The 11,328-nt window shown below is 68.4% G+C and carries 13 protein-coding genes and 1 pseudogene; 5 read left to right on the plus strand and 9 right to left on the minus strand.

All coding sequences use genetic code 11. From position 1 onward, the window contains the following. Positions 1–176: transposase (locus L615_RS14120; protein ID WP_186449845.1), on the plus strand; the 176-nt coding region annotated here is incomplete at its 5' end. A 149-nt stretch (positions 177–325) separates the two neighbouring features. Here the strand turns inward: L615_RS14120 and L615_RS14125 are convergent. From L615_RS14125 to L615_RS14135, 4 genes are read right to left on the minus strand one after another with little or no spacing between them, the layout of a single operon-like run. Next, positions 326–529 (minus strand): YgaP-like transmembrane domain, encoded by a 204-nt coding sequence (locus tag L615_RS14125; RefSeq protein ID WP_028655444.1) that lies wholly within the window; start codon positions 527–529, stop codon positions 326–328. Positions 530–552: 23 nt separating this feature from the next. Beyond that, positions 553–723 (minus strand): hypothetical protein, encoded by a 171-nt coding sequence (locus tag L615_RS23355; protein WP_186449869.1) that lies wholly within the window; start codon positions 721–723, stop codon positions 553–555. 18 nt (positions 724–741) lie between these two features. After that, positions 742–1,131, minus strand: a complete 390-nt coding sequence (locus L615_RS14130; RefSeq protein WP_145725483.1) for a carboxymuconolactone decarboxylase family protein — start codon at positions 1,129–1,131, stop codon at positions 742–744. An 11-nt stretch (positions 1,132–1,142) separates the two neighbouring features. Next, the gene (locus L615_RS14135; RefSeq protein ID WP_261376697.1) at positions 1,143–3,218 is read right to left on the minus strand and encodes an MMPL family transporter; all 2,076 of its coding nucleotides are present in this window, start codon (positions 3,216–3,218) and stop codon (positions 1,143–1,145) included. A 185-nt stretch (positions 3,219–3,403) separates the two neighbouring features. On the opposite strand from L615_RS14135, the gene L615_RS14140 reads away from it, so the two are divergent. Together L615_RS14140 and L615_RS14145 are read left to right on the plus strand one after the other, a co-directional pair. Continuing rightward, complete coding sequence (locus L615_RS14140) at positions 3,404–3,820, plus strand: DUF302 domain-containing protein (protein WP_145725485.1); 417 nt, start codon at positions 3,404–3,406, stop codon at positions 3,818–3,820. Further along, on the plus strand, positions 3,804–4,064 hold the full coding sequence (locus tag L615_RS14145) for a metal-sensitive transcriptional regulator (RefSeq protein ID WP_145725486.1): 261 nt from the start codon (positions 3,804–3,806) through the stop codon (positions 4,062–4,064). The genes L615_RS14140 and L615_RS14145 overlap by 17 nt, the downstream gene beginning before the upstream one ends. A gap of 209 nt (positions 4,065–4,273) precedes the next feature. Here the strand turns inward: L615_RS14145 and glnA are convergent. Both glnA and L615_RS14155 read right to left on the minus strand, forming a co-directional pair. After that, positions 4,274–5,724: pseudogene (gene glnA, locus L615_RS14150) on the minus strand (type I glutamate--ammonia ligase). 228 nt (positions 5,725–5,952) lie between these two features. Then, a complete protein-coding gene (locus L615_RS14155; protein ID WP_145725487.1) occupies positions 5,953–8,133 on the minus strand; it encodes a glutamine synthetase III in 2,181 nt (726 codons plus the stop codon). 167 nt (positions 8,134–8,300) lie between these two features. On the opposite strand from L615_RS14155, the gene L615_RS14160 reads away from it, so the two are divergent. After that, positions 8,301–8,729: an RDD family protein gene (locus L615_RS14160; protein WP_261376698.1), complete on the plus strand. Its 429-nt coding sequence runs from the start codon at positions 8,301–8,303 to the stop codon at positions 8,727–8,729. Between the two features lie 76 nt (positions 8,730–8,805). Here L615_RS14160 and L615_RS24260 read toward each other — a convergent pair whose 3' ends face one another. Next, entirely contained in the window at positions 8,806–9,000 is a 195-nt protein-coding gene (locus L615_RS24260) for a hypothetical protein (RefSeq protein ID WP_261376704.1), read from the minus strand. On the opposite strand from L615_RS24260, the gene L615_RS24265 reads away from it, so the two are divergent. Then, positions 8,974–9,261 carry a hypothetical protein gene (locus L615_RS24265; protein WP_261376699.1) on the plus strand — a complete coding sequence of 96 codons (288 nt, stop codon included), beginning with the start codon at positions 8,974–8,976 and terminating at the stop codon, positions 9,259–9,261. The two genes, L615_RS24260 and L615_RS24265, sit on opposite strands and share 27 nt — an antisense overlap. A gap of 688 nt (positions 9,262–9,949) precedes the next feature. Here the strand turns inward: L615_RS24265 and L615_RS14170 are convergent. Both L615_RS14170 and L615_RS14175 read right to left on the minus strand, forming a co-directional pair. Beyond that, complete coding sequence (locus tag L615_RS14170) at positions 9,950–10,678, minus strand: PKD domain-containing protein (RefSeq protein ID WP_145725490.1); 729 nt, start codon at positions 10,676–10,678, stop codon at positions 9,950–9,952. A gap of 5 nt (positions 10,679–10,683) precedes the next feature. Beyond that, on the minus strand, positions 10,684–11,262 hold the full coding sequence (locus L615_RS14175; RefSeq protein ID WP_145725491.1) for a DUF6318 family protein: 579 nt from the start codon (positions 11,260–11,262) through the stop codon (positions 10,684–10,686). Positions 11,263–11,328: the final 66 nt, after the last annotated feature.

Genomic DNA, 11,328 nt, shown 5'->3' on the forward strand with positions numbered 1-11,328 from the left:
TGGGGATCTTCCCCAACGCCGCCGCGGTCATCCGACTCGTCGGCGCGGTGCTCATCGACATGCACGACGAATGGATCGCCGGCGACCGCCGCTACCTGTCCGAAGGCTCCATGGCCAAGCTCTACGAGACCAGCAATACTGATCCCGTCGCCGCCATCGAGAGCAGCGACGAGTAGGCACCGAGGATCACCTCAAAACCCACCACCCCACGGGGCTCTGTCCAGATCTCCCTCCGTGCCCGGTTCCGCCTCGAGACGGTCGTGTCAGTTCACGTGCCTGCACTCGGCCAAGCGAGCGTATGCGATCGGCTCCCTTGCGGATGGCCTCAGTTGAACGCGCAGCCCGCTGGCATGCCCATGCGCTTGAAGATCATCGCGGCGGGGCAGAGGCCGGTGATGCTGGCCTGGAGCATGTTGGCTCCGACGAAGGCGGGTAGGAGCAGGAACCACTGCGAGACGATAAGGGCGAGCAGCAGGCCGAGGAGGGTGATGGTGCCAGCCATCAGGAACACGGCGCGGTCGACGTTCATCGCGTTCACTTTCGTCTGGGCCGTCAGCGGCCGAGGATGCGGCTGAGCCAGCCGCCGTTGGGGTCGTTGGCGTCGGCGGTGTGGCCGGCGCACCACTGCTCGGCTGGCACACGAGCCTTGACCTGGTCAATGTGCTGGCCGCAGCCGGACCAGGTGGTCTTGCCGCAGGTGCGGCACTTCTTCGGGTGGCACATGGTCGATTCCTCTCGGGGTCAGGCCGGGGCTTCACCGGCGTCGATGGCGTCGACGAACTCGCAGAAGGCGTCGAAGGCGCGTGCACCGTGGATGGTCGCCGGGCCCCCGTGCATCAGGAAGGTGACGCCGATCGCCTCGGCTGCCTCCTGCGGGGTGGCGCCGGCGCGGGCGGCTGCCTGGCCGTGGGAGGCGATGCAGCCGTCGCAGCCCTCGACGACCCCGATCGCGAAGGCGATGAGTTCCTTGGTCTTGCGGTCCAGGGCACCGTCGGCGAAGGCTGCCTTCGACAGCTCGCCGAAGCCCTTGTAGACCTCTGGGATCGCGCGCCGCAGCTCCTGGTGGAGCGGGCCGATATCGCGCAGGACGGCCTTGCCGTGCGGTGAGCCGTGCACGCGGATGGCGGTCATGGGTGTTCCTTTCAGCCGTGGGAGAAGGTGATCTCCGGGAGGATTCGGCGCAGCCAGGCCGGGCTGGCCCAGGCGGCGCGTCCGGCGAGACGGAGCATCACGGGCAGCAGCACGAGCCGGACGAGGAAGGCGTCGAGGAGAACTGCGATGCCGAGGATGACGCCCATCTCCTTGGGCGGCAGGGGGCCGGAGAGGGCGAAGGTGAAGAACACGGCGACCATCACGCCGCCGGCGGCGAAGATGACGCGCCCCGAGTGCGCGACTGCGCCGACCATGGCCTCGCGGGGGTCACCGGTCTTCTCCCAGTGTTCCTTGGCGGAGGCGAGCAGGAAGACGGTGTAGTCCATCGCGATGGCGAAGATCATCGCGAAGAAGAACACCGGAGCCCAAGCGTCGAGGAAGCCTTGGCTCTCGAACCCGAGCAGCCCGGCGCCGTGGCCGTCCTGGAACACCAGTCGGGCGACACCGAAGGCGGCGGCGGTCGAGAGCAGGCTGGCGAGTGTGCCGAGCAGCGAGATCAGCGGGGCCTGCAGCGCGACGAGAAGCAACAGGAACCCGAGGACGAGGACGACCCCGATAACCAGGGGCGTGGACTCGTCGAGCTGGGTCTTGAGGTCGATGTTCTCCACCGCGGCACCGCCGACCAGTGCAGACCTGGGCAGGTCGGCGCGGAGGCGCTCGACGGTGTCACCGAGGTCCGGGTCGGACGGATCGACGGTGGGGACGGCCTGAATGAGCGCGTGGTCGCTCCTGTCGGCTGCGGGCATTGCCGGCAGCACGGCGCCGATGCCCGAGTCCGCCTCCAGGACGCGGGCGGCTTCCTCTGCGTCGTCGTTGTCGGTGACGACCTGCAGCATGCCGGGTGCTCCGGTGCCGAACGCGTCCTGGACCTGGTCGTAGCCGATGCGTGCGCTGGCGTCCTCGGGGAGGACCTTGATCGAGGGCATCGCGGTCTTGAGGCCGAGGATCGGCGCGGCGAGTGCGACGAGCACGACCAGCGAGCCGAGACCGAAGATGACCGGGCGGCGCCAGAGTCGCTCGCCCCAGGCGGCGAACGCGGGGGAGCGATGCTCACCGGCGTTGACCCACGGGAGCGAGAACTTGTTGATCTTGTGGTCGAGCTTGAACAACACCAGGGGAAGCAGGGTCAGCGTCGCCGCAAGCACGAACACGACCGAGAGCATGATGCCGCCCGCCATCGACCGGAACGACGGCGACGGGACGAGCATCACCGCGGACAGCGAGATCAGGACGGTAGCGCCGGAGAGGAGAACGGCTTTGCCTGCGGTGTCCATGGTCTCGGCGATCGCCTCACGGGCGGTCTCGTGGTGGCCCATGCGGGCCGCCCGGTAGCGGACCACGAGGAACAAGGCGTAGTCGATGCCCAGGGCGAGGGCGAACATCATCGCGAAGTTCATGGCCCAGATGGAGACCGGAACCAGTTCGTTGATGAGCACCAGGGAACCGGCCGAGGCGACCAGTCCGGCGAGGGTCAGGATCAGCGGCAGGCCGGCGGCGACCAGCGCGCCGAACGCCAGGACGAGGATGGCCAGGGTGACCGGCCACGAGATCATCTCCGAGGTCAACATCGCCTCGAGGTTCGCCTCGTTGAAGTCCGACCACAGCAGCGAGGATCCGGTGGGGTTGACCTGCACCCTGTCGGTAGACAGGCCCTGAAGCCCTTCCTTGAGGTCGGTGGCGACCCGGACCATCTCGTTTGTGTCCACGCCGGCTCCGGCGAGGACGATCGCGGTCCGACCGTCCTCCGAGAGGCTGACGCCGGGCATCGGGGCGACGACCTCCGCGAGGCGCGGCTCCTCCTCGAGGGTGCGGGTCACCTCCGCGAGCACGTCCTGCCCCTCGCCCTCGGTGACCGGGCCGTCGGTGCTGTGCACGACGACCTGGATCGCGTGGCTGGCGTTGCCGCCGAAGTGGTCCTGGGCGAGCTCACGTACCGCGACCGACTCCGAGCCATCGGCCTGCCACCCGGCGCCGGAGAGGTTCTTCTCCACGGCGGGTGCGAATACCCCGAGGCCGACGACGATCAGGATCCAGGCCACGGTCACGAGGCGCCGATGGTTCGTCACCCAGATCCCCAGTCGGCCCAGCGGCCCTGTGTCGGTTGTCGTCGCGACGTGTACGTCGGCTGACTCGCGTGTCGTCTGCACAGTGGTTGAACCCTTCAGATCGGAACCCCCCAGGGGGATATGCGGGCCGACGTTAGCATAACCCCCCGGGGGGATGTAGAGTCGGCTGCGACGAAGGGAACGAAATGACTGACTTCACGCTCAGCGCCACCGTCGCGGCGCCGTACGACGACACCGTCGAGCGCGTCCGTGGCCTCTTGGCCGACGCCGGCTTCGGCGTGCTCACTGAGATCGACATGGCCGCCACGCTGCAGGCCAAGCTCGGCGTCGAGACCGAGCCGCGGATCATCCTCGGCGCCTGCCGGCCACAGCTGGCCCACCAGGCGCTCCTCGCAGATCCGCGGGTCGCGACCATGCTGCCCTGCAATGTGGTGGTGGCCGCCAGCGGCGATGGGGCGACGGTCGAGGTGTTCGACCCGGCGGTGATGACCGAGTTCAGTCCGGCCCTCGCCAACGTGGCGCGCGAGGCGCGCGAGCGGCTGTCGGGGATGATGAACGCTTTGACCGGTGAAATGGAGGGTTCCGATGCGGCTCGAACCTGAGGAGACCAAGGCGATCATCACTCGCCTCAAGCGGGCCAATGGACACCTCGCGTCGGTGATCCGGATGCTCGAGGAGGGCTCGGAGTGTGAAGACGCCCTTACGCAACTTGCGGCCGTCAACAAGGCCATCAGTCGAGGTGGCTACGCGCTGGTGGCCACCGGCCTGGAGAAGTGTCTGACCGAGGGCGGCCCGGACACCGTCGACACCAAGAAGATGGAGAAGCTCTTTCTCGCTCTGGCGTGACGCCGGACGAGCGCAAGGCCCGGCACTTCGCCGGGGCCCTGCGTCACGAGTCTCAGTTCGAGCTGTTGCACAGATCTGATCGAACTCGCTTGCACCCCATCTGCACCCCAACGAGAAGTGGCGGCTGACGCGCGGGGAGTTTCCGCAGGTCAGCCGCCACTTTCGACGACTCTGGAGAACGAGTTCGAGCTGTTCTCCTATATCTAGGTCTAGATGTCGTAGTACAGCTCGAACTCGTGCGGGTGCGGGCGCAGCTGGACCGGGGCGATCTCGTTGGCCCGCTTGTAGTCCACCCAGGTCTCGATGAGGTCGGGGGTGAACACGTTGCCGACGGTGAGGAAGTCGTGGTCGGCCTCCAGCGCGTCGAGCACGGCACCGAGCGAGGTCGGCACCTGGGCGATCTCGGCCATCTCGTCCGGCGGGAGCTCGTAGATGTCCTTGTCGATCGGCGCGGCCGGCTCGATCTTGTTCTGGATGCCGTCGAGGCCGGCGAGCATCAGGGCCGAGAAGGCGAGGTACGGGTTCGCCGACGGGTCGGGGAAGCGGGTCTCGATGCGCTTGGCCTTCGGGTTGGTGCCCGTGATCGGGATGCGGACCGAGGCGGAGCGGTTGCGCGAGGAGTAGACCAGCGAGATCGGGGCCTCGTAGCCCGGCACCAGGCGGTGGTAGGAGTTCACCGTCGGGTTGGTGAAGGCGAGCAGCGCCGGGGCGTGCTCGAGGATGCCGCCGATGTACCAGCGCGCGAGGTCCGAGAGGCCGCCGTAGCCGGTCTCGTCGTAGAAGAGCGGCTCCCCCCCCCTCCCCAGCGCTGCATAAGTTGTCCGTCCTTCCAGAGCGACTGGTGGACGTGCATGCCGGAGCCGTTGTCACCGAAGATCGGCTTCGGCATGAAGGTGACCGACTTGCCCTGCTCCCACGCGGTGTTCTTGATGAGGTACTTGAACTTCATCACGTCGTCCGCGGCGCGCAGCAGCGTGTCGAACTTGTAGTTGATCTCGGCCTGGCCGGCGGTGCCGACCTCGTGGTGGGCACGCTCGACCTGGAGGCCGCAGAGCTCGAGGTTCTTGACCATGTCGCCGCGGAGGTCGCTGTAGTGGTCGTACGGCTCGACGGGGAAGTAGCCACCCTTGAGCCGGGTCTTGTAGCCGCGGTTGTGCTCGTCGTTCTTGCCCGAGTTCCACCAGCCCTCGACGGAGTCGATGTGGTAGTAGCCCTCGTTGACGCCCGTGGAGTAGCGGACGTTGTCGAAGATGTAGAACTCGGCCTCGGGAGCGAAGAACGCCGTGTCCGCGATGCCGGTGCTGGAGAGGTACGCCAGCGCCTTCTTCGCGATGTTGCGCGGGTCGCGGGAGTACGCCTCGCCCGTGATCGGGTCGTGGATGAAGAAGTTGACGTTGAGCGTCTTCGCCTTGCGGAACGGGTCGACGTACGCCGTCGTCGGGTCCGGGAACAGCGACATGTCCGACTCGTTGATCGCCTGGAAGCCGCGGATCGAGGAGCCGTCGAAGCCGAGACCGTCGTCGAAGACGGACTGGTCGAAGGACGAGGCGGGCACGGTGAAGTGCTGCATCACGCCCGGCAGGTCGCAGAAGCGGACGTCGATCATCTCGACGCCCTCGTCCTTGATGAACTTGAGCAGCTCTTCGCTGTTGTTGAACATTCGTTCCTCCTTGGCTGCGCTCCGCGGCGAGCCATTCGGTCAGCCGGTGTCGGTTCTGGACCGGCGGCGCTCCGTCGCGTCGCTTCTCCTGCCCAGCAACCTACCGAACAGGCAGTTTCCCGACCGTCACTGAAATGTTTCTGCCGTGTAACAGATTCTCAAATGACCCGACGGCCACGCCAGCAGGGGGCGTGGCCGTCGGGCCGAGGCGGTGCAGGTGGTGCAGGGTCAGCGGATGTAGAGCATCTCCTGGTAGGTCGGCAGCGGCCACAGGTCGTCGGCCACCAGGCCCTCGAGCTCGTCGGCGGCCGCGCGGACGTCACACATGGCGGCGAGCACCACGTCGCGCAGGTACGCCGCCTCCGCGATGCCCTCGTGCTCGTGGGCGCCCTCGATGGCTGCGTCGAGCGCGTCGACGGCCGTGGTCAGGCGGGCCAGGGGAGCGGAGACCTTCTGCAGCGAGCCGAGGTCGGGCTCGACGCCGGCTGCCTTGAGGGCGGCCACGTTCTGGGCGAGCTCGGTCTGGTAGCGCAGCGCCGCCGGAAGCACGACGGTCCGCGCGATCTCGGAGGTCAGGTTGGCCTCGACGCCGACGGTCATCACGTACTGCTCGACGCCGACCTCGTAGCGCGACTCGAGCTCGGCGTCGTTGAAGACGCCGTACTTCGAGAAGAGCTCCTTCGACTCCGGGGTCAGCCACTCGGGGAGCGCGTCGACCGTCGTACGAAGGTTCTTCAGGCCACGCTGCTCTGCCTCGGCGTGCCACTCCTCGGAGTAGCCGTTGCCGTTGAAGATGACCGCGCCGTGCTCCTCGACGATCGTCTTGAGCAGGGCGGCGACGGCGTCGTTGAACTCCGCGCCGGCGGCCATCGCGGCCTCGATCTCGGTCGCGGCGAAGTCCAGCGCCTCGGCCATGATCGTGTTGATGATGACCATCGGGGAGGCGACGGTCTGGTTGGAGCCGGCGGCGCGGAACTCGAAGCGGTTGCCGGTGAAAGCGAACGGCGAGGTGCGGTTGCGGTCGCCGGCGTCGCGGGTGAGGTCGGGCAGGGTGTCGACGCCGACGGACAGCACGCCCTTCTGCATCGAGCTGGTGGCCTCGCCACCCTTGGCGATCTGGTCGAACACGTCGGCGAGCTGGTCGCCGAGGAAGATCGAGATGATGGCCGGGGGAGCCTCGTTGGCGCCCAGCCGGTGGTCGTTGCCGGCGGAGGCGACGGTGAGCCGCAGCAGGCCACCGTGCAGGTGGACGGCGCGGATGATCGCGGCGCAGAAGACCAGGAACTGCGCGTTGTCGTGCGGGTTGTCGCCCGGGTTGAGGAAGTTGCCCTGGTTGCCGTTGCCGAACGAGAAGTTCACGTGCTTGCCGGAGCCGTTGACGCCGGCGAACGGCTTCTCGTGGAAGAGGCACTCCATGCCGTGCTGCTTGGCGATCGAGCGGAAGGTGCTCATCAGCAGCTGCTGGTGGTCCGAGGCGAGATTGGCGCGCTCGAAGACCGGGGCGATCTCGAACTGGCCGGGCGCGACCTCGTTGTGGCGGGTCTTGGCCGGGATGCCGAGCTTGAGCAGCGCGCGCTCGGTGTCGTGCATGAACGCCAGCACGCGCTCGGGGATCGCGCCGAAGTAGTGGTCGTCGAACTCCTGGCCCTTCGGCGGCTTCGCGCCGAACAGGGTCCGGCCCGCGTTGAGCAGGTCGGGGCGGGAGTTCACGAACGCGCGGTCGACCAGGAAGTACTCCTGCTCCGGGCCGCAGTAGGACACCACGTTGTCGATGTCCTCGTGGCCGAAGAGAGCCAGCACCCGGCGCGCCTGCTCGGCCATCGCGGCCTGCGAGCGCAGCAGCGGGGTCTTGTGGTCGAGCGCCTCGCCGGTCATCGACACGAAGATGGTCGGGATGCACAGCGTGTTGCCGTTGGCGTTCTCGAGGATGTACGCCGGCGACTGGACGTCCCAGCCGGTGTAGCCGCGCGCCTCGAAGGTCGCCCGGATGCCACCGTTGGGGAAGGACGAGGCGTCGGGCTCGCCCTGGATCAGCGTCTTGCCGGAGAACTCCCAGATCGCCGTACCGTCGCCGACCGGCTCGAGGAAGGAGTCGTGCTTCTCGGCGGTGAGGCCGGTCAGCGGGTAGAACACGTGGGCGTAGTGGGTGACGCCGCGCTCCATCGCCCAGTCCTTCATCGCGGTGGCGACGAGGTCGGCGACGGCCGGGTCGAGCCGCTCACCCTTCTGGATCGTGGCCGCGACCGACTTGAAGACGGCCTTCGGGAGCCGCTTCTGCATGACTGCCAGCGAGAAGACGTTCTCGCCGAAGATCTCGCCCGTCTTCTCGGCGACGTCGAAGAAGGGGGCCGGGCCCTCGAAGGACTGCGCGTCCTTGATGGCACCCAGGCGGACGGGGTTGGCGGTCATCTCTGCTCCTCGCGTGGACGCGGCTCGGCGGCGTCACTGGTCGGTCGTCGTCCCGGACGCTACGGACGGGGCGGGTCCCTGCCGTGTCCCGAATGTTTCGGGGAGGTAACAGGTCTGCCGGGGAGCGTGGCGACCGTCACACCCGGCCCTCGCCTACGCTTGCCGCCGTGCCCTCGCCGACCTACCGGACGCCCGCGCCGACCTTCGAGACCGCTTCGTGGGGTCGCCGGATCCTCGCGCTGCTCGTCGACTGGCTGATCTGCACGCTTGCCGTGGTCGCGGTGGTCGGGCTCGAGGAGTACACGACGACCGGCTCCGTGGCCTCCGTCCTGGTGCTGCCCGTGTACGTCGTGGAGTCGGCCCTGCTGACCTGGCTGGCCGGCGGCTCGGTCGGCAAGCTGCTCACCGGCCTGTGCGTCGTCCCCGCCGACGGCCGGCTCCGCCGCCTCAACCCGGTCAAGGCCTTCGGCCGCCAGGTGCTGGTCGCCCTCGTCGTCCCGCCCCTGGTCTTCCGCTCCGACGGCCGCGGCCTGCACGACCTCTTCGCCGGCACCTCGACCGTCACCTTCGCCACCCTGCGCACCCTGGTGAAGTGATGTCCGGCTGCTCTCGTGCGGCAGGACGTCATACGAAGAGTGGGCTCTAGCCCACGGAACGCATGACGTCCCGCGGTCACGCGACCTGTCGGCCAGCGACACCGAGCGCGACGGCGATCTGTGCGAAGAACTCGTCGGGCTGGAGGCGGAGGCCGAGCAAGGGCAGCCGGAGCACGCGATCACCGTCGAGGACGAGCGCGTTCTGGCGCAGGGCGTCCCCGACGACGTTCTCGACCCAGCTGTGGTGGATGCCGTCGACCTCGACGACCAGGCCGTGCTCCGGCCAGTAGAGGTCGAGGTAGTAGCGCCCCCGCCGGTCCTTCCGGAGGACCTGTCGCTCTGGTGCCGGGAGACCGCGGCGCCGGAGCTCGCGGACGATGTCGAGCTCGCCCAGGGCACGGGCGCCGTCGAGGAGGTCGTTGACGACCGCGTGGAGGAGCGGCCGCCGCTGTCGCGCCGGATCCGCAGGGCCTCGGTCCCGATCTGGTCGGGCGTCGCCAGGCCCTGCTGGACGGCGAGCGTCAGCAGGTAGGCCGCCTGCCTGTCGCTGCGTGCCCAGAGCGCTCCTCGGACCGCCGCCACCGCGGCCCGGGTGCGCGGGATGCCGCCCGAGGCGAGGTCGGCGACCGACCAGCGGCGGGTCTGCCGGATGTCGTAGCCGGTCGTCCGTCGCACGCGGGCTCCGCGCGGCACGGACACGCGGATCCGGTCCAGCTCGAATCGCTTCAGGCCGGCAGCGACGAGGGACGTTGCTCCGTCGAGCTGCGCGCGCGGACCACCCTGGAGGACGGCAGCCCAGAGGTGCCCCTGCAACGACAACGGGCCGGTGTGGACCGCGACCGCCTGGTCGCCGATCGGCTGCCAGCGCTCTGCCCGCACGTGCGCCCTGACCTCCCAGCGCGTGACGCCGAGCTCGTACAGCTGACGACGTGACAGCACGCCTCCCTGCTCCTGGGCGAGGCCGGCGATCCAGTGGCTGCGAGGGTCGGAGGCGTCGGCCAGGCGGCGACGCGCTTTGCTGGGCGTGGTCATCGCCTGAGGATCACGCGTGAGGGTGACGACGGAGCCGTGCCGGAGTGTGACCTGTGGACAGCCGTGCCGCGTTTCGGTGCCTGTGGATCACAACTGGCCGGGTCGGAGCGGGCCGACCTGCGGACGTCATTCGTTCCGAGGGCTACAGCCCACCCTTCGCATGACGTCTCGCCTACCAGCCGTTTCGGTCAGTAGCTGACGAGCTTGGGTTCGGCCTCGATGGCGCGGAGCGGTTGGCCGGTGCCGTCGATGGTGACGGTGCCGGGGATCTGGCGCCASGGGCCGTTGCCGACACGGAAGCGGCCGGTGTAGGTGGTGGCCAGTGTGGGGCGGTAGGTGCCGGTGCGCAGGTAGTTGTGGGTGATGGTGAGGCGGGGGTACGGCGCGCCGGGGTCGGTGGTGGTGAGTGAYTGCCCGTCGCCGAAGGTCCAGGTGTAGCGGCTGGGGGTGGCCTCGAGGGTGACCTGGCGGCCGAGGAGCCTGACGGTGCGGGTGATCGGCTCGATGGTCGTCGTGTAGAAGTTCGTGTCGAAGTTGACCAGGGTCAGGCCGTCGGGCGGCTGGACCACCATCTCGCCGGCGGGGAGCTTCAGCTCGGCGAAGGCGCGGCGGATCATACCCACGGTCAGCGTCGCAGTTTCCGGTTCGTCGTCTTCTTGACAGAAGGAGGCATCAGCCGGCGCGCCCTCCTCGATCAGCTCCTCCGCGCCAGCGCAGGCTTGCGAACCGAGGATGATGTGCGGTCCGGAGTAGGTCGGCGACGGAGCGTCTCCCGAATCGGCGTTCCGTCCGCTGTCCGAGCTGTGCTCGACCTGATCGACCCAGATTGTGTTGTCGCCTGTGCCGCCTCGAGTGTCGTCGTCGGCGCGAGCTGGAGCAGTCAAGGCTGCAGCCAGGACGAAGATGAGAAACGCCAAACGAGTCACAGCACCTCCATGACATCGAGTCGCCAGCCGGCGCTGTCGCGCCACAGGAGGTAAAGATCGAATCTATCTGTGCCAGCGTCCCTGACGTCTTCGCTGCCGTCCGGGGCAACGATGGTCTGGCCCGAGTGAGTGGCTGACACGATTCCGTGGAACCCAAGTGCGTCGCCAGACGAGGTGGACAGCCGGTTGAGTTTCTCCAGATCGATCTTGTGCTCGCCCCCGAGCACCTTGCCGCCACTGCGGTAGTGCTCTCGAATGCCCTTGATTCCGGACTGGCAGCCGGCGCAGTTTGGTCCCGACACCCGCTTCAGCGCCTTCACGTCCCCGGTGACCTGCGCGTAGTTGATCAGGTCCCAGTAGTAGGAGATGAACGCCCGCGCGCCGGCCTTGGTTGCCTTGGTCGCCGCGTCGGGCAGGGCGGGCTCCTCGGGAGTCTCCGGGGTGGGGGAGGCGGTGGGCGAGCGGCTCTCGGTCGGCGTCGACGAGGTCTCGGTTGGGCTGGTGCTCTCGTCCGAGCATCCGGAGAGCGCGGCCAGCGCGAGGGCGGTCGCGGCCAGGGTGCGGAGCGGACGCATGGGGCCTCCGGGGTCAGTAGCTGACCAGCTTGGGCTCGGCCTCGATGGCGCGGAGCGGTTGGCCGG

This window comes from Nocardioides sp. J9, assembly GCF_007829375.1.
GTDB lineage: Bacteria > Actinomycetota > Actinomycetes > Propionibacteriales > Nocardioidaceae > Nocardioides.